Genomic DNA, 23,841 nt, shown 5'->3' with positions numbered 1-23,841 from the left:
GGACCGGACCCGGCACGGTCAGACCGAGCGCGTAGAGTGCTCACGTGCCCGCAGTCAACCTCGGTATGCCCAAGTCCCCCGAAACCCTCGCTCCGCGTCGCAAGTCGCGGCAGATCCGGGTCGGCAAGGTGCTCGTGGGCGGCGACGCCCCGGTGTCCGTGCAGTCGATGACCACGACGCAGACCACCAACATCAACGCGACGCTGCAGCAGATCGCCGAACTCACGGCCTCGGGCTGTGACATCGTCCGGGTCGCCGTGCCCACGCAGGACGACGCCGACGCGCTGGCGATCATCGCGAAGAAGTCGCAGATCCCCGTGATCGCCGACATCCACTTCCAGCCGAAGTACGTCTTCCAGGCGATCGACGCCGGCTGTGCGGCCGTCCGCGTCAACCCGGGCAACATCCGCAAGTTCGACGACCAGGTCGGCGCGATCGCCAAGGCCGCCAAGGACGCCGGCGTCTCGCTCCGCATCGGCGTGAACGCGGGGTCGCTCGAGCCGAGCCTGCTGCAGAAGTACGGCAAGGCCACCCCCGAGGCGCTCGTCGAGTCCGCCGTGTGGGAAGCCTCCCTGTTCGAGGAGCACGACTTCCACGACTTCAAGATCTCGGTCAAGCACAACGACCCGATCGTGATGGTCAAGGCCTACCGGCAGCTCGCCGCCGCCGGTGACTGGCCGCTGCACCTCGGCGTGACCGAGGCCGGCCCGGAGTTCCAGGGCACCATCAAGAGCGCCACCGCGTTCGGCATCCTGCTGGCCGAGGGCATCGGCGACACCATCCGCGTGTCGCTCTCCGCCCCGCCCGCGCAAGAGGTCAAGGTCGGCCTGCAGATCCTGCAGTCGCTCAACCTGCGCGAGCGCAAGCTCGAGATCGTCTCCTGCCCGAGCTGCGGACGCGCGCAGGTCGACGTCTACCAGCTCGCGAACGACGTCACGAAGGGGCTCGAGGGCATGACCGTCCCGCTCCGCGTCGCCGTCATGGGCTGCGTCGTGAACGGCCCGGGCGAGGCGCGCGAGGCCGACCTCGGTGTCGCCTCGGGCAACGGCAAGGGGCAGATCTTCGTCAAGGGCCAGGTCGTCAAGACCGTGCCCGAGGCCGAGATCGTCCAGACGCTCATCGACGAGGCGAACCGCATCGCGGACGAGATGGGTCCGGCCGCCGCCACGGGCACGCCCCAGGTGATCATGGCGCCGTAGGCGCGACCACCGCTCCCTGTCCGCCGCCACTAGGCTTGCCCCGTGGTCACACGGCTTTCGCATCTGTTCCTCCGTACGCTCCGCGACGACCCCTCCGACGCCGAGGTGACGAGCCACAAGCTGCTCGTCCGCGCCGGGTACGTCCGTCGCCAGTCCCCGGGGATCTTCGCCTGGCTGCCGCTCGGACTCCGGGTGCGCGCCAAGATCGAGGCGATCATCCGCGACGAGATGGTCGCCGCCGGTGCGCAGGAGGTCCTGCTGCCGGCGCTGCTGCCGCGTGAGCCGTACGAGGCGACGAACCGCTGGACCGAGTACGGCGACGGCATGTTCCGCCTGCAGGACCGCAAGGGCTCCGACTACCTGCTCGCGCCCACGCACGAGGAGATGTTCGCGCTCCTGGTGAAGGACCTGTACTCGTCGTACAAGGACCTGCCGGTGACGCTGTTCCAGATCCAGGACAAGTACCGCGACGAGGCCCGGCCCCGCGCCGGACTCCTGCGCGGCCGCGAGTTCACCATGAAGGACGCGTACTCGTTCGACCTCACCGACGAGGGCCTCGAGCGCAGCTACCAGGTCATGCGCGACGCGTACGAGAAGATCTTCGCCCGCCTCGGCCTCGACTACGTCATCGTCAAGGCCGACGCCGGCGCGATGGGGGGCTCCAAGTCGGAAGAGTTCCTGCACCCGATCGGCGTCGGCGAGGACACCTTCGTCCGCAGCGCCGGCGGCTACGCGGCCAACGTCGAGGCCTACGTGACCCCCGTCCCCGAGTCGCTGCCGATCGAGGGTCAGCCCGAGCCCGTGCTGCTGCCGGCGTCGGACACCCCGACGATCGACACGCTCGTCGCCCACGCGAACCAGGTCGCGCCACGCGAGGGCGCCCCGTGGACCGCGGCCGACACGCTGAAGAACGTCGTCCTCGCGCTCACCCACCTCGACGGCACGCGTGAGGTCGTGGTCGTCGGCCTGCCCGGTGACCGCGACGTCGACCTGAAGCGCGCCGAGGTGTCGTTCGCCCCGGCCGAGGTCGAGGCCGCCGGCGACGACGACTTCAAGAAGCACCGCGGCCTGGTGAAGGGCTACATCGGCCCGCAGGTCCTCGGCGCCGACAGCGCCACCGGCCTCCGCTACTTCGTCGACCCCCGTGTGGTCGACGGCACGAGCTGGATCACCGGCGCCAACGAGCGCGGCGTGCACGTCTCCGGCCTCGTCGCCGGCCGTGACTTCGTCGCCGACGGTGTCGTCGAGGTCTCCGACGTCCGCGCCGGTGACCCGTCCCCGGACGGCTCCGGCCCGCTCGAGACCGCGCGCGGCATGGAGATCGGGCACGTGTTCCAGCTCGGTCGGAAGTACGCCGAGGCGCTCGGTCTCAAGGTGCAGGACGAGAACGGCAAGCTCGCCACCGTCACGATGGGCTCGTACGGCATCGGCGTGACCCGCATCCTCGCGATCCTGGCCGAGTCCCACAACGACGAGAAGGGCCTGGTCTGGCCGAAGAACGTCGCGCCGTTCGACGTGCACATCGTCGCCACCGGCCGTGACCAGGTCGCCTACGAGCTCGCGGCCTCCGTCGTCGCCGAGCTCGAGGGCGAGCGGTTCGACGTGCTGTACGACGACCGCCCGAAGGTGTCGCCCGGCGTGAAGCTCCGCGATGCCGAGCTGCTCGGCATGCCGATCGTCGTCGTCGCCGGCCGCGGTGCGGCCGAGGGCGTCGTCGAGCTGTGGGACCGGGCGACGGGCGACCGCCGCGACGTGCCGGTGGCCGACCTGCTCGACGCGGTCCGCGCGATCTAGACGCGACCCCTGACGGACGGGCGCGCCCCGCTCAGCGGTGACGCGCCAGCGTCACGCGGGGCGCGCCGACCGAGCCTGCGAGGGAGGGGTGCGACGCCGCCACGGGCCTCCTGTCCGTCTCCTGGTTCTGGGGTACGCTTGTGGCCGACTTCTGCGCAGTTCCACCCCGCAGGAGCGACTCATCTGAATACGGAGGCACCTCGGTGAAGATCGATCTCGCAGTCCTGCGACTCATGGAGCGCGAGCGGGAGATCCCGTTCGACGAGCTCGTCCAGATCATCGAATCTGCCATCCTGACCGCCTACCAGAAGCACGCCGACGAGAACGGCGAGCCGGCCCACGCGCAGTCGCGTGTGGAGCTCGACCGCAAGTCCGGCGAGGTCAGCGTCTACGTCCCCGAGCTCGACGACGAGGGCACCGTCATCGGTGAAGCCGTCGACCAGCCGAGCGACTTCGGTCGCATCGCGGCCTTCGCGGCGAAGCAGGTCATCAACCAGCGCCTGCGCGACATCGGCGACGACAAGATCCTCGGCGAGTTCCGCGGCAAGGAAGGCGACATCGTCGCGGGCGTGGTCCAGCAGGGCCCGAACCCGAAGATGGTGCACGTCGACCTCGGCACGATCGAGGCGATCCTGCCGCCCGAAGAGCAGGTGCCGGGGGAGTCCTACACGCACGGCTCCCGCATCCGCGTCTACGTGACGAGCGTGGCCCGTGGCAACAAGGGCCCGCAGATCATCGTGTCGCGCACACACCCGGGCCTGGTCCGGAAGCTCTTCGCGCTCGAGGTCCCCGAGATCGCGTCCGGTGTCGTCGAGATCACCTCGCTCGCCCGCGAGGCCGGGCACCGCACGAAGATCGCCGTCAAGGCGAACGAGCCCGGTGTGAACGCGAAGGGTGCCTGCATCGGTGAGCTCGGCGCACGTGTCCGGGCGGTCACGAACGAGCTCGGTGCCGAGAAGATCGACATCGTCGACTACTCGTCCGACCTGGCGTCGTTCGTCGCGAGCGCCCTGTCGCCGGCCAAGGTGACGAGCGCGTTCGTGCTCGACGCCTCGACGAAGGCCGTCCGCGCGCTCGTGCCGGACTACCAGCTGTCGCTCGCGATCGGCAAGGAAGGGCAGAACGCCCGCCTGGCCGCGAAGCTCACCGGTGCCCGCATCGACATCCAGCCGGACTCCATCCTGGACGGCGAGGACTAGGACGATTTCGCTCCCGGCGCGCCCTGCGAGGGCGCGCCGGATCGCGCACGTCCGAGGCAAGGAGTAGAGTGGTTCCCGTCAGAACGTGCATCGGCAGTCGTCGTCGCGCTTCCCGATCCTCCCTCCTCCGAGTCGTCGCCCTGAGCGACGGTCGTGTCGTGGCGGATCCGAAGGCAGTCATGCCGGGGCGGGGAGCATGGCTCACACCGACCGTCGATGCCTACGATCTGGCCGTCAAGCGCAGGGCTTTCCGCCGTGCGCTCCGGTTGGATCGCGATCCCGACACGTCCGCGGTGCTCGACCACATCGTCGGTCTCCCACAGGAACCGGCCGAGCGCCCGGACATGACAGAACAGGCTGAACGGCTTATGGACAACTGATGAGCGGCTCGAAATGAGACCCGTCATCCATTGAGTCCTGCCCCTTCACGGGGTGGGACCCGTGAAGGAGAACAGTGGCTAAACCACGCGTACACGAGATCGCAAGCGAACTCGGCGTCGACAGCAAGACCGCACTCGAGAAGCTCAAGGAGCTCGGCGAGTTCGTCCGGGGTGCCAGCTCGAGCATCGAGCCCCCCGTGGCACGGAAGCTCCGTGCCGCCCTCCAGGCAGACGGCGCCCCCGCGGCGAAGCCCGCCGCCTCGGCCTCCGCGCCGAGCGCACCCGCCAAGGCCAGCGCGCCGAAGTCGAGTGCACCCAAGCCCGGCGGCCCCCGTCCGGGTCCGGTCCGTCCGGCACCGGCTCCCGAGCCCGAGGCCCCGGTAGCACCCGCTGCCGACGTGCCCGCGCCGGCCGCACCGAAGTCCGTCGCCCAGCGACAGGCCGAGGCCGAGGCAGCGCAGAAGGCCCGCGCCGAGAAGCAGGCCGCCGAGAAGCAGGCCGCCGAGGCTGGCGGGACGACCGACGCGGCGACGAAGTCCGACGCCGTGAAGCCGGGCACCAGCCCGAAGGCTCCCGCGGCCGCCGGTCCGAAGCCGGGTGGCCCCAAGCCCGGTGCACGTCCGGGCAACAACCCGTACTCGTCGAACCAGGGCATGGGCTCGCGCCCGCCGCGCCCCGGCAACAACCCGTACTCGTCCAACCAGGGCATGGGCCAGCGCCCGGCCGCCGGCGCAGCCGGTGGCGGCGGCATCCCGCGTCCGCAGCCCCCGCGTCCGGGCACGCCCCGTCCGGGTGCTCCGCGTCCGGGTGGTCCCGGTCAGGGCAACCGTCCCAACGGCTTCGGGCAGCGCCCGGGCCAGGGTGGTGGCCGTGGCGGCCCCGGTGCCCGTCCGGGTGCCGGCGGCGGTGCCGGTGGCGGCTTCCCGCGTCCGGCCTTCAGCGGCCCGCGTCCCGCCGGTGGCGGTGGCCGTGGTCGTGGCCCCGGTGGTGGTACCGCCGGTGCGTTCGGTCGCGGTGGCGGCAAGAGCCGCGCCCGCAAGTCGAAGCGGACGAAGCGCGCCGAGTACGAGATGCGTCAGGCACCGTCGCTCGGCGGTGTGCAGGTCCCTCGCGGCGACGGCAACACGGTCGTCCGACTCCGTCGTGGTGCGAGCATCTCGGACTTCGCGGACAAGATCGACGCCATGCCCGGCAACCTCGTGACGGTGCTGTTCCACCTCGGTGAGATGGCGACCGCGACCGAGTCGCTGGACGAGGCCACGTTCGAGGTCCTCGGTGACGAGCTGGGCTACAAGATCCAGATCGTCTCGCCCGAGGACGAGGACAAGGAGCTCCTCGAGGGCTTCGACATCGACCTCGACGCAGAACTCGAGGACGAAGACGACGACGTGCTGCAGCAGCGGCCGCCGGTGGTCACCGTCATGGGTCACGTCGACCACGGCAAGACCCGCCTCCTCGACGCGATCCGCAACTCGAAGGTCGTCGAGGGCGAGGCCGGTGGCATCACCCAGCACATCGGTGCGTACCAGATCGTCGCGCAGCACGAGGGCATCGACCGCCCGATCACCTTCATCGACACCCCGGGTCACGAGGCCTTCACGGCCATGCGTGCTCGTGGTGCCCAGGTGACGGACATCGCGATCCTCGTGGTCGCGGCGGACGACGGCATCATGCCGCAGACCATCGAGGCGTTGAACCACGCGCAGTCGGCCGGTGTGCCGATCGTCGTCGCGGTCAACAAGATCGACAAGGAAGGCGCGAACCCCGCCAAGGTCCGCCAGCAGCTCACCGAGTACAACCTGGTGGCCGAGGAGTACGGCGGCGACGTCATGTTCGTCGATGTGTCGGCGCGGCAGAACATCGGTATCCAGGAGCTCCTGGACGCCGTGCTGCTCACCGCGGACGCCGGTCTCGACCTGCGTGCGAACCCCGACAAGGACGCCCGTGGTGTCGCGATCGAGGCCCGGCTCGACAAGGGTCGCGGTGCAGTCGCCACGGTCCTCATCCAGTCCGGCACGCTCCACGTCGGTGACGCCATCGTGGCGGGCACGGCCTACGGCCGAGTCCGTGCGATGACGGACGAGAACGGGGTCGCGGTCAAGGCCGCGACGCCGAGCCGCCCGGTCCAGGTGCAGGGTCTGTCGTCGGTGCCCCGCGCCGGTGACACCTTCCTCGTCACCGAAGAGGACCGCACGGCTCGTCAGATCGCCGAGAAGCGTGAAGCCGCCGAGCGCAACGCCCTGCTGGCGAAGTCGCGCAAGCGCATCTCGCTCGAGGACTTCACCCGTGCGCTCGAAGAGGGCAAGGTCGAGTCGCTCAACCTCATCATCAAGGGTGACGTCTCCGGTGCCGTCGAGGCACTCGAGCAGTCGCTCCTGGACATCGAGGTCGACGACAGCGTCCAGCTCCGCATCCTGCACCGCGGTGTCGGTGCGATCACGGAGTCGGACATCGACCTGGCCACGATCGACAACGCCATCGTCATCGGCTTCAACGTCCGTCCGGACGTCAAGGCCCGTGAACGTGCGGCGCGTGAAGGCATCGACGTGCGCTTCTACTCGGTCATCTACAACGCACTCGATGACATCGAGCAGTCCCTCAAGGGCATGCTCAAGCCCGAGTACGAAGAGGTCCAGTCGGGCGTCGCCGAGATCCGCGAGGTGTTCCGTTCCTCGAAGTTCGGCAACATCGCGGGTGTCATCGTCCGCTCCGGCACGATCACGCGCAACGCCAAGGCGCGCGTCATCCGCGAGGGTGTGGTGATCGCCGATGGCCTGGCCATCGAGTCGCTGCGTCGCTTCAAGGACGACGTGACCGAGGTCCGCACGGACTTCGAAGCCGGTATCGGTCTGGGCAAGTTCAACGACATCCAGATCGGCGACGAGGTCGAGACGACCGAACTCGTCGAGAAGCCGCGCGACTGATCGCGTGACTCCTCTGGGCCCCGGCCTCCCCGTGTGGGAGGCCGGGGCCCGACCCCTTTCCCACGCAGGACCACCGGCGGGAAGCGTCCCGCCACTGCCTCAGGAGGCACCCAATGGCCGATCCGCAGCGCGCACGCAAGATGGCGGACCGCATCAAGGAAGTCGTCGCACGTCGACTCGACAAGGGTCTGCGGGACCCGCGACTCGGGTTCGTCACGATCACCGACGTCCGTGTGACCGGTGACCTGCAGCACGCGTCGATCTTCTACACCGTGTACGGCACCGACGAGGAGCGTGCGGACTCCGCCGCGGCGCTCAAGGCCGCGACCGGCATGCTCCGGTCCGAGGTCGGCAAGAACATCACCGCCCGGCTCACGCCGTCGCTCGAGTTCATCGCCGACGCCCTGCCCGAGACCTCGGCGCACATGGAGGACCTGCTCGTGCAGGCCCAGGTGCGTGACGAGCAGGTGCGGGCAGCCTCGGTCGGCGCGACGTACGCCGGCGACGCCGACCCGTACAAGCGCGACGAGGACGACGACACCGACGACGCCGCCGAGACCGACGGCTCCGCCGAGCCGCGTTCCTAGATCCCGGGCAGCTGGTAGCCGCTCGCGTCGTCCCCGACGGCCAGTCCGTCACGCAGGAGCGACGCGAGCGCCCGGTCGCGCTGGTCGGCGTCCGGCCACACCGGTTCGATCTCGGACCGGGTGACCGGCACGTCGCTGGCGCGCAGCTCGGCCATGATCAGGCCACGCACCTGGCGGTCACTGCCGGCGAACCTCGCCTGCCGCGGAGCCCGCGGCCCGTCGTGCTCCGGGTACCCGGCCGCACGCCACGCGCAGCGGTCCGCGATCGGGCACGCATCGCACGCGGGGGAGCGGGACACGCACACGAGCGCGCCGAGCTCCATCACGGCCGCGTTCGTGGCAGCTGCGTCGTCGCGGTCCGCCGGCAGTACGGACTCCATCAGCGGGAGGTCCTGCTTCGCCTTCGCCGGCCCGGGTTCGCCCTGGCCGAGGACCGCACGAGCGAGCACACGGCGCACGTTGACGTCCACGACCGGGTGCCGGTCGCCGTACGCGAAGACCGCGACGGCCCGCGCGGTGTAGTCGCCGATGCCCGGCAGTGCGAGCAGCGCGTCGACGTCTCGCGGCACGACGTTGCCGTGGTGGGTCGCGATCGCGGTCGCCGCCGCGTGGAGCGCGAGCGCGCGTCTCGGGTAGCCGAGCCGGTCCCAGGCGCGCACCGCCTCGGACGGCGGCGAGTCCGCGAGGTCGCGAGGCGTCGGCCACCGGGTGAGCCACGCCTCCAGACGGGGGATCACGCGCGCGACCTGCGTCTGCTGCAGCATGATCTCGCTGACGAGCGTCCCCCACGCGGGGAAGCCGGGGCGGCGCCACGGCAGGTCCCGCGCCTGCTGCCGGAACCACGCGATCAGCGGGGTCGCGATGTCGGGCCGTTCCGGCGTGGCCGGCTCCTGCACACCGCGTCGCGCGGTCGGTTTGTCCACATCCGGTCTGGAGGCCCGACTCGCGTTCACCTCGACAGCCTACGGTGGACGCATGGCACGCTGGGCACCCGAAGAGACCGACACGATGGCTGCGATCGCCGCAGAGGCGATTGCGCAGGTCGGCACGAACCGCACCGTCATCGGCGTCGACGGGCAGGACGGCACCGACCTCGAACGGGTCGCGGCCGCGCTCGTCACCGGTTTCGAGCAGCACGGGGTCTCCGCGATGGCGGCCGCCGCGCCGTCCGCCGACCAGGACACGCTGCGGTCCGACCTGGTGACGCCCTTCCGCACGACCGGAGCCGGTGACGGTGTCCTGATCGTGCACGGACGGGGCGTCCTGGCCCCCGGGGTGCGCACCCTGTGGCGTTGGTCGCTGTGGGTGGAGCAGGAGTCCGGTCGGCTCGAGCGCCGCGCCGACGTGAAGATCGCAGCCTCCGCCGTGCTCGACGTCACCGATCCCGAGCACCCCCGCCGCGAGTGGAACGACGCCTGCTGACCGGCGCTGGTAATCTCGCCTGGTGCTCGAAACCGCGCCGGACGGCATCCTCCTCGTCGACAAACCGCAGGGGATCTCCAGCCACCGGGTGGTCTCCATCGCCCGTCGGCGCCTCGGCCTGAAGAAGGTCGGCCACGCCGGGACCCTCGACCCCATGGCCACCGGGCTGCTGCTGCTCGGCATCGGGCCGTCCACCCGGTTGCTGACGCACCTGGTGGGCCTCGACAAGACCTACACCGCGACCATCCGGCTCGGTGTCTCGACGGACTCCGACGATGCCGACGGCACGCCGACCGCTGCTGTCGGTGTGGCCGCTGCCGACGTCTCGGACGACGCCGTCGAGACCGCCGTCGCAGCACAGCGGGGCGTGATCGACCAGGTCCCGTCGACGGTCAGCGCGATCAAGGTCGACGGGCGCCGCGCCTACGACCTGGCGCGCAAGGGCGAGGCGGTGGAGCTCAAGTCCCGCACGGTGACCGTCTCGCAGTTCGACGTGACGACGCGGAACGAGCGGACCGTCGCCGTCGACGGCACCGACGTCGCCGTGGTGGACCTCGACGTCGTCGTGACCTGCTCGTCGGGCACCTACGTCCGCGCGCTCGCCCGTGACGTCGGCGCTGCCCTCGGCACCGGGGCACACCTCGTCGCGCTCCGGCGGACCCGCGTCGGACCGTTCGACGTGCAGGACGCCATCGACCTCGAGGACGACGCCGTCGACGTCCGCGCCGCGCTCGCACGTCCGGCGGACATCGCCCGGCGACTCTTCTCGTCCGTGACCCTCGACGCAGCCTCGGCGAAGGACCTCACCGACGGCAAGCGCGTCGCGGCCGAGCACCCCGACTCGGACGGTCCGGTGGCAGCGGTCACCGCGTCCGACGACCGGCTGGTCGGCCTCGTCTCCGTCCGCCGTGGGCTGCTCCGGGTCATCACGAACTTCCCGACGCCCGGTGCGTCGTCCTCCTCGCAGACCGGAGCCCGCGCGTGATCGAGTGGTACATGTGGGTGCAGCTGGTGCTCGCCGTGGTGGTGGGGCTCTTCGCGGTCGTCGTGGGGTTCATCGGCTGGAAGCCGAACGACTACACCGTCGGCGCCCTCGTGCTCATCGAACTGCTGCTCCTGGTGCAGGGAGTCATCTCGATCGTGCTGCCGGCGACGGGCAGTCCGCCCGACGGCAACGCGCTCGAGTTCGGGGTGTACGCCGTGTCGGTGCTGCTCGTCCCACCGGCCGCGGTCGTGTGGGCTCTGATCGACCGCACGAAGTGGAGCACCGTGGTGCTCGGTGCCGGTGCCTTCACCGTCGCGGTGATGGTCTACCGGATGTACCAGATCTGGTTCGCGCTGAACTGACGCCGGAGGTCATGCGCGGAGCCGCGCGTCGGTAGAATCGGTGCAATGGCGACCAGATCCTCACTCGCGACCGGCATCGGCCGCGTCCTCATCGCCGTGTACGGCATCCTCGCGCTGGCGGCGACCGGACGCAGCGTCGTGCAGATCATCGAGAAGTTCTCGTTCGCACCGTTCGCCTACACGCTCAGTGCCATCGCCGCCGTCGTCTACATCGTCGCGATGATCGCCCTGATCGTGCCCGGTCGGTTCTGGTACCGGGTCGCCTGCGTCACGATCGTGTTCGAGATGACCGGCGTGCTCGTCATCGGCACCCTGTCGCTGTTCGACCGCCAGCTGTTCCCCGACGACACCATCTGGTCGTACTACGGCATGGGCTACGCCTTCGCGCCGCTCGTGCTGCCGATCGCCGGGCTCTGGTGGCTCCGCAAGCACCACCGCACCGCCGTCACCGAGTCGACGGCACCGGCTGCGTCCTCGTCCACCGCACCGGCGAGCGAGTAGGAGCCACCGTGCAGTTCTACGAGGACACCGCCGACGTGGCGGACGGGTTCGGGCCGAGTGCGGTCACCATCGGCAAGTTCGACGGCGTGCACGTCGGGCACCGTGCCGTCATCGCACACCTCGAGCGTGCCGCCCGCGAGCACGACCTCGTGGCCACCGTGGTCACGTTCGACCGCCACCCGCTCAACGTCATCGACCCGCCGCACGTCCCGCCGGCCCTGACGAGCACCGCGCAGCGCCGCGAACTGCTCGAGGACGCCGGGGTCGACGCCACCCTGCTGCTCCGTTTCGACCAGGAACTGCAGTCGAAGTCGCCCGAGGCGTTCGTGTCCGAGATCCTCGTCGACACCCTGCACGCCCGGCTCGTCTTCGTCGGCAGCGACTTCCGCTTCGGCGCGAAGGGCGCCGGTGACGTCGCGCTGCTGCGTGCCCTGGGGGAGCGGCACGGGTTCACGGTCGAGCTCATCGACGACGTGGACCTGATCGACGACGTCCGACCCGACGGTGAGCGCCGGGTGTCCTCCACCTGGATCCGGGAGCTCCTGGGCCAGGGTCGCGTGGCCGAGGCCGCACGACTCCTCGGGCGGGAGCACGCCGTGCGGAGCGTCGTGGTGCACGGCAACCAGCGCGGCCGGGCGATGGGGTACCCCACCGCGAACCTCGACCCGGCGTGCGAGGGCTTCGTCCCCGCCGACGGCGTCTACGCCGCCCGGGTGCTGCACGACGGCACCGTCTACCCGGCAGCGGTGTCGGTCGGCAACAACCCGACGTTCGAGGGCGTGCCGGCGAAGCAGATCGAGGCGCACCTGCTCGACGTCGACATCGACCTGTACGGCGATCGGATCTCGGTGCTGTTCGTGTCGTACGTGCGCGGCATGGTGAAGTTCTCGTCGATGGACGAGCTCGCCGCGCAGATGCGGCAGGACGACCTCGACATCCGACTGCTGCTCGGACTGCCCGCTCCGGTCTGACCTGCCGGCACGCTGGCCTGGTTCGCCCGCTGGTGCCCTTGCACGACGACGCCCCCGTGACCGTTCGGTCACGGGGGCGTCGTTCGTGGTGCGGAGGCTCAGCCGCCCAGGGCGTCGAGCCAGATCTTGCGGGCGTCGAGGGCTTCCTGCGCGTCCTTGATCTTCCGGGCGTCGCCGGTGGCCTGCGCCGCGGCGAGCTCGGACTGGAGCTTGCCGATCGCGTCTTCCAGCTGGCTCGCGAGGCCGTTCTGACGGGCCTTGCGCTCCGGGTTCGATTCCTTCCAGTGCGCGTCCTCGAGCCCACGGACGTGGTCCTCGATGGCGCGCAGGCGGTCCTCGACCCGACGGACGTCACCGCGGGGCACCTTGCCGATCTCGTCCCAGCGACGCTGGATGCCGGTGAGGGTCTTGCGCGCGGCGACCCGGTCGGTCGCCTGCAGGAGCGGCTCGGCCTCGGTCAGCAGGGCCTGCTTCGCCTCGAGGTTGGCGGAGAACTCTTCGTTCTCGGCTGCGCTCTCGGCGTGGCGCTGCTCGAACAGGACGTCTCCGGCGGCCTTGAAGCGCGCCCAGAGTGCGTCGTCGTGCCGCTTGCCGGCACGCCCGGCGTTCTTCCAGTCGTCGAGCAGCTGGCGGTAGTCCGGGATCGCATCGGAGCCGCGGGGTGCGAGGGCCTCGGCCTGCGCCACGAGCTCCTGCTTGCGGGTCCGGGCGTCACGGTGCTGTGCGTCCAGCTCGGAGTAGAAGGCACGACGGTGCTGGTCGACGGTGGACCGCGCTGCGCGGAACCGCTTCCAGAGGTCGTTGGCCTCGTTCTTGGGGATCCGCGGCCCGTCGTGCTGGTGCTGCTGCCAGCGCGCGAACACGTCGTCGAGCTGCGCCGTGATCTGCTTCCACTGTGCGCGTGCGGGGTCCACCGCGGCGAGTGCCTCGGCTTCCTCGACCAGGGCGGTGCGGTGCGCCAGGGCGTCCTGCAGCGCCTGCTGCGCCTGTTCCGCCTGCTCCTTGGTGAGCGAGCCGAGCTGCTCGGTGAGAGCACCCACGCGGGTCTCGAGCGACTTGATGTCACCCACCACGCGCGCGTCGGCGACCAGGGCGGTCAGGTGCTCGACCGTCCGGGCGACGTCGTTCGCCGACGCACCGCGCTGGACGCGCTGCTCGGCGATCTTCACCTGCCCCTCGAGGTCGGCGTACTTCCGCGCGAAGTAGGCGAGGGCTTCTTCGGGGGTGGCGTCCGGGTACTCACCGACAGCACGTTCGGTCTCTTCGTACCGGACGTACACGGTCCCGTTCTCGTCGACCCGCCCCCAGGTCGTTGCTTCGTCAGATCCCACAGGTCTCGCCTCGATCGTGGTCGTGCATCGCCGACGTCACCGTCGGCACGGTCAGGTCGTCAGCCTATTGCACGGACGGGCTCCGCCGCCCGACCGGTGCGACGGGTTGTGGACTACTTCTGCTCCGCGATGGTCGCGTCGGTGATCTTCGTCGCCACCTTCGGCTCGCCGGTGCCGTCGCTGCCGGGAGACGCGATGCCCTTCGCGGCGATCTTCGACTCGAGCTCGGACAGCCCGCTCGTGACCTTGCCGACGACCGTGTAGCCGCCCGTCGAGCCGTCGAGCGTGGTGTCCCCGTAGACGATGAAGAACTGCGTCGACTGCGAGTACGGGGAGTCCGACCGTGCGATCGCGATCGTGCCCTTCCCGTAGACGCCGTCTTCCGGCACGTTCTCGAGCGGGCCGTACTCGAAGCCGGCGTCGCCGGTGCCGTCGCCGTTCGCGGAGCCGCACTGCAGGAACTTCAGTCCGTCGCTGTCGGCGAGCCGGTGGCAGGTGGTGCCGTTGTAGAACTGCTCACGGATCAAGGAGATCTCGGCACTCGTGGCCTGCGGCGCCTTCGCGCCGTCCAGCTCGATGCCGAGGTCGATGTCCTTGTTGAGCGTGAGGGTGCCGGTCCAGGTCGCGCCCTTCGCGATCGACTTGCTCGGAACGTCGCCGGTGTTGCCGGCCGTGGCACTGGCCGACGGCGTGGCCGTCGACGACGCGGAGGCGCTCGGGGCCGGGGCGTCCGACCCCCGCGATCCGGCGAAGGCGAGCTGCGACCCGGTGGCGAGGGCCGCGACGAGGACGAGGGCACCGGCGCCGATCAGGTTGTCCCGCACGCGGCGGCGTCGCTGCCGCTCGTGGAGGCCCTGGCGGGCCTGGTAGAGGCGCAGGCGCTCGCGCGCCTCACGGTTGTCACGCGCTGGGTTCTTCGGTGCCACGGTGCTGGTCTGCCCTCTCGTCGCAGTGTGCAACGAGCGTAGCCGAACGGTCGCCGTCACCAGCCGGGAGGCGCGGCCTGCGTCGGTGGACCGGCCTACGATTGCAGGATGGCAGCGGATCGTTCGGGAATGCACGCGCCCACCACGGGTGGTCGCGCCGGTCTCGCGCAGGGTTCCGTCCCGCTCGCCGTCCGGATGCGCCCCACCAGCCTCGACGAGGTCGCCGGTCAGCAGCACCTGCTCGGCCGGGGTTCGCCCCTGGTGCAGCTCGCCACCGGCACGCGTGAGAACCCCGGCGGGGTCTCCGTGATCCTGTGGGGACCGCCCGGCACCGGCAAGACCACGCTGGCGCAGGCGATCGCACGGCAGTCCGGTCGCGAGTTCGTCGAGCTCTCCGCCGTGACCGCCGGCGTGAAGGACGTGCGCGAGGTCATGGAGAAGGCGCTGACCCACCGCGACCTGTACGGGTCGACCACGGTGCTGTTCCTCGACGAGATCCACCGGTTCAGCAAGGCCCAGCAGGACGCCCTGCTGCCCGGAGTCGAGAACGGGTGGGTCATCCTGATCGCCGCCACCACCGAGAACCCGTCGTTCTCGGTCATCTCGCCCCTGCTGTCCCGCTCACTGCTCCTGACGCTCAAACCGCTCACCGATCCCGACCTCGGCATGCTCGTCGACCGCGCGGTGGAGGACCCCCGCGGGCTCGGCGGTGCCGTCGTCCTCGGGGACGAAGCCCGCAGCGCGATCATCCGGCTCGCGTCCGGCGACGCCCGACGTGCCCTCACGGCGCTCGAGGCCGCGGCGGCGTCGGCCACCGCCGCGCAGGACGAGGACGACGACACCGTGCCCGTCGTCGACGCCGACACCGTCGCGGCTGCGGTCGACCGGGCCCTGCTGCGCTACGACCGACAGGGTGACGAGCACTACGACGTCATCAGCGCGTTCATCAAGTCGGTGCGGGGGAGCGACGTCGACGCTGCCCTGCACTACCTCGCCCGGATGATCGAGGCCGGCGAGGACTCCCGGTTCATCGCGCGGCGGATCATCATCTCCGCGTCCGAGGACATCGGCATGGCCGATCCCCAGGCGCTGCCCATCGCGGTCGCGGCGGCCCAGGCCGTCCAGCTCATCGGGATGCCCGAGGGGCGGATCCCGCTGGCCGAGGCGGTCGTCTACCTGGCGACGGCGCCGAAGTCGAACGCCGCCTACAACGGGGTCAACCAGGCGATGGCCGACGTCAAGGCGGGGCGCATGGGCACGGTCCCGATGCACCTGCGCGACGCGCACTACGCCGGGGCGAAGCGCCTCGGGCACGGCAAGGGGTACGTCTACTCCCACGACGCCGAGCACGGGGTCGCCGAGCAGCAGTACCTGCCGGACGCACTCGAGGGCACCGAGTACTACACGCCGACGGCCAACGGCTACGAGCGCGAGGTCGGGCCGCGGCTCGAGCGACTCCGGAAGATCACACGCGGCCACTAGCGTCGGTGCTTCTGCGCCCGCCCCGATGCTGCTAGCATTGCCGGGCCTACGTCCTGGTCCTCGAGCACGGCTGCGTCGAGGACAGAGTGCCACTCCGGTGGTACGGGGGCAGAGGTTCGGACTGTAGCCGTCCGATCCCACAGGCTCATCCCTCTGGATCCCGTCGTCGGGGCCACCGGCACTCGCGTGCCCGGCCTCCGGTGAGTATTCAGTTCGAACAGAGAAAAGGACCCTGTGTCTACCAAGTCACGTACCCGCAGCAAGACCCGCCTGTCGCGCGCACTCGGCATCCCGCTGACGCCGAAGGCTGCCCGTTACCTCGAGAAGCGCCCCTACGGGCCCGGTGAGCACGGCCGTACGCGCCGTCGTGCGGACAGCGACTACGCCGTCCGCCTCCGTGAGAAGCAGCGTCTGCGCGCCCAGTACGGCATCCGCGAGAAGCAGCTCCGCATCGTCTTCGAAGAGGCCCGCAAGACGAAGGGCCTGACCGGTGAGAACCTGGTCGAGCTCCTCGAGCAGCGCCTCGACGCCCTCGTGGTCCGTGCCGGCTTCGCCCGCACCACCGCGCAGGCCCGTCAGCTGATCGTGCACCGCCACATCCTGGTCGACGGCAAGCTCGTCGACCGCCCCTCCTTCCGCGTCAAGGAGGGCCAGCTGATCCACGTCAAGGCGAAGTCCGAGTCGATGGAGCCCTTCCAGGTCGCCGCTGCCGGTGGCCACCAGGAAGTCCTCCCGAAGGTCCCGGGCTACCTCGAGGTCGAGATCGAGAAGCTCCAGGCCCGCCTCGTGCGTCGCCCGAAGCGCGCCGAGGTCCCCGTGACCTGTGAAGTGCAGCTCGTCGTCGAGTACTACGCAGCTCGCTGATCCACTGATCACACCCGAACGGCGGGTCGTCCTCTCGAGGGCGACCCGCCGTTCGGCGTTCCGGCACCGGCGACTAAGCTTGTCCGGGCATGCACCGCCCGGGTGCACAGAGGGAGAGGCACCGTGAAGCAGCTGTTCTTCGTCGCCGTCGGCATCGTCATCGGGTTCGCCGTCGCACACCGGGTCGCCCAGACCTCCGGTGGCGCCCGGCTCTTCGCCGAGGTGAACGCCAAGACGAAGGCCTTCACGGGAGCCGTCGCGGACGGCTACCGGTCGCGCGAGGCCGAGCTCCGTACCGACGTCTGAGCGCTCCGACCGAGCAGCCACGACCCTCCTCCACCCACGACCTGAACCCAGGAAGCACCATGCAGACCGCAGAGATCCGCCGCCGTTGGCTCCAGTACTTCGGTGACCGCGGCCACACCGTCGTCCCGTCCGCGTCCCTCGTCTCCGACGACCCGTCGCTCCTCTTCACGGTCGCCGGCATGGTGCCGTTCATCCCGTACCTGACCGGTCTCATCCCTGCGCCGTTCCCGCGGGCGACGAGCGTGCAGAAGTGCATCCGCACGAACGACATCGAAGAGGTCGGCAAGACCCCTCGCCACGGCACGTTCTTCCAGATGAACGGGAACTTCTCGTTCGGCGACTACTTCAAGGAGCAGGCGATCCAGTTCGCCTGGGAGTTCCTGACCAAGCCGGAGACCGACGGCGGGCTCGGCTTCTCGCCGGACGACCTCTGGGTCACCGTCTACGAAGAGGACGACGAGGCGATCGGCTTCTGGAAGCAGCACTCCTCGCTCCCCGACGAGCGGATCCAGCGCCTCGGCAAGGACACCAACTACTGGTCGACCGGACAGCCCGGACCCGCGGGTCCCTGCTCGGAGATCTTCTTCGACCGTGGCCCCGAGTACGGCATCGACGGCGGCCCGGCGACGGACGACGACCGGTACGTCGAGATCTGGAACCTCGTCTTCATGCAGTACCAGATCGCCGACGTGCGGTCGAAGTACGACTTCGAGATCACCGGCGAGCTGCCGAACAAGAACATCGACACCGGCATGGGGCTCGAGCGCGTCGCCTTCATCAAGCAGGGCGTCGACAACATGTACGAGATCGACCAGGTGCGCCCGGTGCTCGACCGTGCGGCCGAGATCTCCGGCCGGCGCTACGGTGCCGTGCACGAGGACGACGTGCGGATGCGCGTCATCGCCGACCACGTGCGTTCCTCGCTGATGCTCATCGCCGACGGCGTGAGCCCGTCGAACGAGGGCCGCGGGTACATCCTCCGTCGGCTGCTCCGTCGTACCGTCCGTGCGATGCGCCTGCTCGGTGTCGAGGCCCCCACGTTCCCCGAGCTCTTCCCGGCGTCCCGCGACGCCATGCGCGACGCCTACCCCGAGGTGGCGTCCGACTACGACCGGATCTCCCGCATCGCCTACGCGGAAGAGGAGACCTTCCTCCGCACCCTGGCACAGGGCACGACCATCCTCGACGTCGCCGTCGAGCGCGCGAAGCAGGACGGCGCCCCGTCGATCGGCGGCGACACGGCGTTCCTGCTGCACGACACCTTCGGGTTCCCCATCGACCTGACGATGGAGATGGCCGAGGAAGCCGGCGTCCACGTCGACCGCACAGCGTTCGAGACCCTGATGTCCGAGCAGCGTGCCCGGGCGAAGGCCGACGCGAAGAGCAAGAAGACCGCGATCGCCGACCTGAGCGTGTACAGCGCGTTCCGGGCGAAGGGCGAGACGACGTTCCTCGGCTACGACGCGCTCGAGGCCGAGACGCGCGTGCTCGGCATCATCGTCGGCGGCGTGAGCGTCGACCGTGCGGTCGCCGGTGACATCGCCGAGGTCATCCTCGGTGAGACCTCCCTGTACGCCGAGTCCGGCGGCCAGGACGCCGACCAGGGCTCGATCGTCGGCAACGGGTTCGACCTCGAGGTCCTCGACGTCCAGCGACCGGTCTCCGGACTGTGGAGCCACACCGTGCAGGTCCGCTCCGGTGAGGTCGGCGTCGGCGACGCCGCGAGCACCGTCGTCGACGCGGAGTACCGCCGCGGTGCGACCCAGGCGCACTCCGCGACGCACCTGGTCAACGCGGCCCTCCGCGACATCCTCGGGCCGGAGGCGCTGCAGGCCGGTTCGTACAACAAGTCCGGCTACATGCGCCTCGACTTCTCGTGGTCGCAGCCGGTCTCGCTCGAGACGCGCTCCGAGATCGAGGAGGTCGTGAACACCGCGATCCGCACCGACCTCGAGGTCTCCACGCGCATCCTGCCCATCGACGAGGCGAAGGCCCTCGGGGCACAGGCCCTGTTCGGTGAGAAGTACGGCGCCGAGGTCCGCATGGTCGACATCGGCGGCCCGTGGTCCCGCGAGCTCTGCGGTGGCACGCACGTCGCCTCGAGCGCGCAGATCGGGCTCGTCAACCTGGTGGGGGAGTCGAGCGTCGGTTCGACCAACCGCCGAGTCGAGGCACTGGTCGGGCTCGAGGGGTTCCGCGACCTCGCCGTCGAACGCACGATCGTGTCGCAGCTCTCCAGCGCGCTCAAGGCACCCCGGGCCGACCTGCCGGCCCGCGTCCAGAACCTGATGGAGGACCTCCGGTCCGCCCAGAAGAAGCTCGCCGAGTACGAGTCGGCCAACCTGCAGCAGCGCGTGCCCGCCATCGCCCGCAACGCCACGACCGTCGGTGCCACCACCGTGGTCGCCGAGACGGTCGACGGCCTGCAGTCCGGCGACGACCTGCGCTCGCTCGCCACCGGCGTGCGGGGCCAGCTCGGTGACGGCGCGGCCGTCGTCGTGCTCGGGGCGGTCGTCGGTGGGAAGCCGATCGTGATCGTCGCGACCAACGACGCCGCTCGTGCTGCGGGCGTGCAGGCGGGCCCCCTCGCGAAGGAGGCCGCCGGCGTGCTCGGTGGCGGTGGCGGCGGCAAGCCGGACCTGGCGCAGGGCGGCGGGACCGACGCGGCCGCGCTCCCCGCGGCGCTGCGTGCCGTGACCGCACGGTTCGCGGGCTGACCGTGGGCATCCGGTCCGGGCGTCGCCTCGGCGTGGACGTCGGACGCGCCCGGATCGGGGTCGCCGTGTGCGACCGCGACGGCCTGCTGGCGACGCCGGTCGAGACCGTCCGTCGTGACGACTCGACGGACCTCCGGCGGATCCTCGAGCTCGCGGACGAGTACGACGTGCTCGAGGTCGTCGTCGGGCTGCCCCTGTCGATGTCGGGTGGGGACACGGCCTCCACCGAGGACGCCCGTGTCTTCGCCGCCCGGATCGCGGCGCGTCGGCCGGTGCGCCTGGTCGACGAACGACTGTCGACCGTGACGGCCCAGCGGGGGCTGCACCAGGCCGGCAAGAACACGAAGAAGTCCCGGGCCGTGATCGACCAAGCAGCCGCTGTTATCATTCTGCAACACGCGCTCGACCACGAGCGCAGTGCCGGTGCCCCTCCGGGCGCCACGCTTCCCTGACAGGGCTGCCCGGTACCGCACATGGGTGCTCTCGTCGTCAGCTGCGAGGACGACGGTGCCCAGGTGGAGTTCCCGACCGAGAGACCGAGGACGTTGGCAGACGATCTGGACTGGAACGCGATCATCGCGCCCGGCAACGACGCCGAGCGGCGGAAGGCGACTTCCGACCGCACGACAGGCACCGATGACCGCGACGACGCTGGTCAGGTGACCCCGCCGCCGCCTCCGATGTCCCGACGTGAAGCCCGAGCCCTCGAGGCCGAACGAGCCCGCGTCGCAGCGACCGACGAGTCGCCGGTCCCCGAGCGGACCACCGATTCCCCGCCAGCCGCACGCGACGAACGCCCCGCGTCACCCGCCGACGCGCCGATCGCCACCCGTTCTGAAGACCTGCACCCCGAGGTCGCCGCACTGCTGACCGGCGAGCTGCCGACCGAGCCCGCGGCGACCGCTGCGGGCGGCGGATCCGGGGCCGGCGGGACGGACGACGGTGACGTGACCGGCGGCGGTGGCGCCGCGGGAGGCGGTGGCCGCGGGGGACGAGGCGGGGGAGGACGCGCCTCCAGGCCGCCCCGGGAGCCACGGCCGAAGCGCCGACGCGGACCGCTCGTCGCCGGACTCGTCATCGTCGCGGTGGTGCTCGCCGCCGGCGTCGGGGCGTACACCTTCGCCGCCCCCAAGTTCCAGCAGCTCATCGCGGCGATCAGCGGCGCCCAGGAGCCCGACGACTACACCGGCGACGGCACCTCGAAGGTGACCATCACCATCAAGCAGGGCGACATCGGCGAGAACGTCGCCGCGACGCTGCAGCGCAGCGGCGTCGTCAAGGACTCGAAGGTGTTCTACAAGCTCCTGCTGGCCTCGCCGGACGTGCAGTTCCAGCCCGGTTCGTACGCGCTGAAGAAGCAGATGAGCTCGAAGTCCGCGCTCGCGGCACTGCAGGACACGAAGAACCGCGTGCAGGCGTCGATCATCATCCCCGAGGGCACCGCACTCGCCGACATCGAGGCCGGGATGGTCTCGAAGGCCGGCCTGACCAAGCAGGAGGTCGACGCGGCCGCGAAGGACCTGTCGGCCTACGACCTGCCGTCCGGCGTCACGACGCTCGAGGGCTGGCTCTTCCCCGCGACCTACCCGATCAACCCGGGCTGGACCGCCGAGCAGTACTTCAAGTCGATGGTCGACACCATGAAGGAGCGCCTGTCCGCCGCCGGCGTCAAGGAGGCCGACCAGGAGCGCACCATCGTCTTCGCGTCGCTGGTGCAGAAGGAAGCCGGCCTCGCAGCCGACTACCCGAAGGTCGCCCGGGTGTTCCAGAACCGCCTCGACCAAGGCATGCGCCTGCAGTCCGACGCCACCGTCGCCTACGGCACGGGCAACACGCACACCGTGACCACGACCGACGCCGAACGGGCCGACGAGTCGAACGCGTACAACACGTACGTGCACGAGGGGCTGCCGCCGGCACCCATCTCGAACCCCGGGGACATCGCGATCAAGGCCGTGACGAACGAGGCCCCGGGCAAGTGGCTGTACTTCGTGACGGTGAACCTGGAAACCGGCGAGACGGTGTTCTCGAACACCTACGACGAGCACCTCGTCGCGGTGAAGCAGTTCCAGGCGTGGCTCCGGGCGCACCCCGACTACCAGTAGGACCGCGACGTCGCACGGCGGTGCGCTGTGGGAGGATTGCCGCATGCTTCGTTGGTTGACTGCTGGTGAGTCCCACGGACCCGAACTGATCGCCATGCTCGAGGGCCTGCCCGCGGGTGTCCCGGTGTCGTTCGAGTCCATCCGTGCCGATCTCGCGCGCCGCAAGCTCGGCTACGGCCGTGGCTCGCGGATGAAGTTCGAGCAGGACGAGCTGCACGTGTCCGGCGGCGTCCGGCACGGCTACTCGCTCGGCAGCCCCATCGCGATCCGCATCGGCAACACCGAGTGGCCGAAGTGGGTCGAGGTCATGAACCCCGAGCCGATCGAGTCGACCGAGATGTCCCGCGGGCGGAGCGCTCCGCTCACCCGACCGCGTCCGGGTCACGCCGACCTGGTCGGCATGCAGAAGTACGGCTTCGACGAGGCCCGCCCGATCCTGGAGCGTGCGAGCGCCCGCGAGACCGCTGCCCGTGTGGCGCTCGGCGCCGTCGCGAAGTCGTTCCTGGCCGAACTCGGCATCCGCTCGGTGGCGCACACGCTGCAGGTCGGGACCGTCCGGGTCCCGGACGGCACGGAGCTGCCGCTGCCCGACGACGTGGACCGCCTCGACGAGGACCAGCTGCGCTGCTTCGACCCCGAGACCTCGGCACGGATGGTCACCGAGGTCGAGGCGGCGAAGAAGGACGGCGACACCCTCGGCGGCGTCGTCGAGGTGCTGTTCTACGGCGTCCCGCCGGGCCTCGGCTCGCACGTGCACTGGGACCGCCGGCTCGATGCCCGCCTTGCCGCGGCGATCATGGGGATCCAGGCCATCAAGGGCGTCGAGGTCGGCGACGGCTTCGCGACCGCCGGGCGCCGGGGCTCCGCCGCCCACGACGAGCTGTACCGCGAGGACGGCGAGATCTACCGCACGAGCGACCGCGCCGGTGGGACCGAGGGTGGGATGTCCACGGGCACCGTGCTGCGGGTCCGCGCCGGCATGAAGCCGATCGCGACCATCCCGCACGCCCTGCACACCGTGGACGTCGTCTCCGGTGAGGACGCCTCGGCGCACCACCAGCGCTCGGACGTCTGTGCCGTGCCCGCGGCGGGCGTCGTCGCCGAGGCGATGGTGGCCCTGGTGCTCGCCGACGCGGTGCTCGAGAAGTTCGGCGGCGACAACGTCGTCGAGACGAAGCGCAACCTCGACGCCTACCTCGCGGCGATCCCGGAGACCCTGCGGACGCGCCGGACCGAACCGTCGGCGACCTCGACCGACCTGTGAGCACCGACGTCCGACGCGCGGACGCGCCCGTGGTCGTCATCGGCCCGATGGGTGCCGGCAAGTCGAGCGTCGGCAAGCGGGTGGCGAAGGCCCTCGGCGTCCCGTTCACGGACACCGACCGGGTCATCGTGCGTGAGCACGGACCGATCCCCGGGATCTTCGCCGACCGCGGTGAGCCGGCGTTCCGCGCCCTCGAAGCCGAGGCCGTCCGGGCAGCGCTCGCCACCGGCGGCGTGATCGCCGTGGGCGGAGGAGCCGTCACCCACGCGGACACCCGGCAGGCCCTGGGCGGGGCGCGCATCGTCCTGCTCACCGTGTCGCCCGAGGCCGTCGCCGACCGCATCGCCGGGTCCGACCGGCCCCTGCTGGCGAACGGCGGGATCGACGCCTGGCAGACGATCATGGACGAGCGGGCCGCCACCTACGCCGAGCTCGCGCACGTCGTGGTCGACACGTCCCGCCGGCCGATGTCCCGCGTGGTCGACGAGGTCGTCACGTGGCTGCGCAGCGACGCCGGCACCA

At 70.6% G+C, this 23,841-nt stretch carries 22 protein-coding genes; 19 read left to right on the top strand and 3 right to left on the bottom strand.

From position 1 onward, the window contains the following. The first annotated feature begins 44 nt into the window (after nucleotides 1-44). The 6 genes from ispG to rbfA all read left to right on the top strand — a co-directional run bounded on the left by ispG (nucleotide 45) and on the right by rbfA (nucleotide 8,083). Nucleotides 45-1,199 (top strand): flavodoxin-dependent (E)-4-hydroxy-3-methylbut-2-enyl-diphosphate synthase, encoded by a 1,155-nt coding sequence (gene ispG, locus BIU89_RS03590; protein WP_173034028.1) that lies wholly within the window; start codon nucleotides 45-47, stop codon nucleotides 1,197-1,199. A 42-nt stretch (nucleotides 1,200-1,241) separates the two neighbouring features. Next, nucleotides 1,242-2,993 (top strand): proline--tRNA ligase, encoded by a 1,752-nt coding sequence (locus tag BIU89_RS03585; protein WP_027465763.1) that lies wholly within the window; start codon nucleotides 1,242-1,244, stop codon nucleotides 2,991-2,993. Between the two features lie 203 nt (nucleotides 2,994-3,196). Then, nucleotides 3,197-4,192, top strand: coding sequence for a transcription termination factor NusA (gene nusA, locus BIU89_RS03580; protein ID WP_027465762.1), 996 nt, complete (start codon nucleotides 3,197-3,199; stop codon nucleotides 4,190-4,192). Between the two features lie 68 nt (nucleotides 4,193-4,260). After that, nucleotides 4,261-4,572 (top strand): YlxR family protein, encoded by a 312-nt coding sequence (locus tag BIU89_RS17615; protein ID WP_031259737.1) that lies wholly within the window; start codon nucleotides 4,261-4,263, stop codon nucleotides 4,570-4,572. Between the two features lie 74 nt (nucleotides 4,573-4,646). After that, on the top strand, nucleotides 4,647-7,496 hold the full coding sequence (infB, locus tag BIU89_RS03575) for a translation initiation factor IF-2 (RefSeq protein WP_071244777.1): 2,850 nt from the start codon (nucleotides 4,647-4,649) through the stop codon (nucleotides 7,494-7,496). Nucleotides 7,497-7,609: 113 nt separating this feature from the next. Beyond that, a complete protein-coding gene (gene rbfA / locus BIU89_RS03570) occupies nucleotides 7,610-8,083 on the top strand; it encodes a 30S ribosome-binding factor RbfA (RefSeq protein ID WP_071244776.1) in 474 nt (157 codons plus the stop codon). Here the strand turns inward: rbfA and BIU89_RS03565 are convergent. Further along, a complete protein-coding gene (locus BIU89_RS03565; RefSeq protein WP_371836749.1) occupies nucleotides 8,080-9,006 on the bottom strand; it encodes an A/G-specific adenine glycosylase in 927 nt (308 codons plus the stop codon). The genes rbfA and BIU89_RS03565 overlap by 4 nt on opposite strands. Before the next feature lie 52 nt (nucleotides 9,007-9,058). Between BIU89_RS03565 and BIU89_RS03560 the strand changes: the two genes are divergently transcribed. The 5 genes from BIU89_RS03560 to BIU89_RS03540 are packed head-to-tail and all read left to right on the top strand — an operon-like array spanning nucleotide 9,059 to nucleotide 12,324. Next, nucleotides 9,059-9,505 (top strand): hypothetical protein, encoded by a 447-nt coding sequence (locus BIU89_RS03560; RefSeq protein ID WP_051596740.1) that lies wholly within the window; start codon nucleotides 9,059-9,061, stop codon nucleotides 9,503-9,505. Nucleotides 9,506-9,527: 22 nt separating this feature from the next. Continuing rightward, nucleotides 9,528-10,490: a tRNA pseudouridine(55) synthase TruB gene (gene truB / locus BIU89_RS03555; protein ID WP_071244775.1), complete on the top strand. Its 963-nt coding sequence runs from the start codon at nucleotides 9,528-9,530 to the stop codon at nucleotides 10,488-10,490. Beyond that, the gene (locus tag BIU89_RS03550) at nucleotides 10,487-10,852 is read left to right on the top strand and encodes a hypothetical protein (RefSeq protein WP_071244774.1); all 366 of its coding nucleotides are present in this window, start codon (nucleotides 10,487-10,489) and stop codon (nucleotides 10,850-10,852) included. Before truB ends, BIU89_RS03550 begins: the two co-directional genes overlap by 4 nt. 45 nt (nucleotides 10,853-10,897) lie before the next feature. After that, on the top strand, nucleotides 10,898-11,353 hold the full coding sequence (locus BIU89_RS03545) for a hypothetical protein (protein ID WP_027465756.1): 456 nt from the start codon (nucleotides 10,898-10,900) through the stop codon (nucleotides 11,351-11,353). A gap of 8 nt (nucleotides 11,354-11,361) precedes the next feature. Beyond that, entirely contained in the window at nucleotides 11,362-12,324 is a 963-nt protein-coding gene (locus tag BIU89_RS03540; protein ID WP_071244773.1) for a bifunctional riboflavin kinase/FAD synthetase, read from the top strand. Nucleotides 12,325-12,422: 98 nt separating this feature from the next. On the opposite strand, the gene BIU89_RS03535 is transcribed toward BIU89_RS03540, so the two are convergent. Then, on the bottom strand, nucleotides 12,423-13,655 hold the full coding sequence (locus BIU89_RS03535; RefSeq protein WP_173034022.1) for a DUF349 domain-containing protein: 1,233 nt from the start codon (nucleotides 13,653-13,655) through the stop codon (nucleotides 12,423-12,425). A gap of 113 nt (nucleotides 13,656-13,768) precedes the next feature. Then, nucleotides 13,769-14,581 carry a peptidylprolyl isomerase gene (locus BIU89_RS03530; RefSeq protein WP_027465753.1) on the bottom strand — a complete coding sequence of 271 codons (813 nt, stop codon included), beginning with the start codon at nucleotides 14,579-14,581 and terminating at the stop codon, nucleotides 13,769-13,771. A gap of 129 nt (nucleotides 14,582-14,710) precedes the next feature. Between BIU89_RS03530 and BIU89_RS03525 the strand changes: the two genes are divergently transcribed. The 8 genes from BIU89_RS03525 to BIU89_RS18365 form a co-directional block, all read left to right on the top strand. Continuing rightward, complete coding sequence (locus BIU89_RS03525) at nucleotides 14,711-16,063, top strand: replication-associated recombination protein A (protein ID WP_083404133.1); 1,353 nt, start codon at nucleotides 14,711-14,713, stop codon at nucleotides 16,061-16,063. 234 nt (nucleotides 16,064-16,297) lie between these two features. After that, nucleotides 16,298-16,927, top strand: a complete 630-nt coding sequence (gene rpsD, locus BIU89_RS03520; RefSeq protein ID WP_017887166.1) for a 30S ribosomal protein S4 — start codon at nucleotides 16,298-16,300, stop codon at nucleotides 16,925-16,927. A 123-nt stretch (nucleotides 16,928-17,050) separates the two neighbouring features. Then, nucleotides 17,051-17,233, top strand: coding sequence for a hypothetical protein (locus BIU89_RS03515; RefSeq protein ID WP_027465751.1), 183 nt, complete (start codon nucleotides 17,051-17,053; stop codon nucleotides 17,231-17,233). 59 nt (nucleotides 17,234-17,292) lie between these two features. Further along, nucleotides 17,293-19,950, top strand: a complete 2,658-nt coding sequence (alaS, locus tag BIU89_RS03510) for an alanine--tRNA ligase (RefSeq protein ID WP_071244772.1) — start codon at nucleotides 17,293-17,295, stop codon at nucleotides 19,948-19,950. Nucleotides 19,951-19,958: 8 nt separating this feature from the next. After that, nucleotides 19,959-20,402 (top strand): Holliday junction resolvase RuvX, encoded by a 444-nt coding sequence (gene ruvX, locus BIU89_RS03505; RefSeq protein WP_175474965.1) that lies wholly within the window; start codon nucleotides 19,959-19,961, stop codon nucleotides 20,400-20,402. A gap of 93 nt (nucleotides 20,403-20,495) precedes the next feature. Further along, the gene (gene mltG / locus BIU89_RS03500; protein WP_254791473.1) at nucleotides 20,496-22,055 is read left to right on the top strand and encodes an endolytic transglycosylase MltG; all 1,560 of its coding nucleotides are present in this window, start codon (nucleotides 20,496-20,498) and stop codon (nucleotides 22,053-22,055) included. Nucleotides 22,056-22,098: 43 nt separating this feature from the next. After that, nucleotides 22,099-23,319: a chorismate synthase gene (aroC, locus tag BIU89_RS03495; protein WP_027465748.1), complete on the top strand. Its 1,221-nt coding sequence runs from the start codon at nucleotides 22,099-22,101 to the stop codon at nucleotides 23,317-23,319. Beyond that, the coding region (locus tag BIU89_RS18365; RefSeq protein WP_071244770.1) for a shikimate kinase at nucleotides 23,316-23,841 on the top strand (526 nt) is incomplete at its 3' end. The genes aroC and BIU89_RS18365, both read left to right, overlap by 4 nt.

This window comes from Curtobacterium sp. MCBA15_005 (assembly GCF_001864855.1).
In the GTDB taxonomy this organism is placed as follows: domain Bacteria; phylum Actinomycetota; class Actinomycetes; order Actinomycetales; family Microbacteriaceae; genus Curtobacterium; species Curtobacterium flaccumfaciens.
This window is presented reverse-complemented; position numbering and strand designations above follow the sequence as displayed.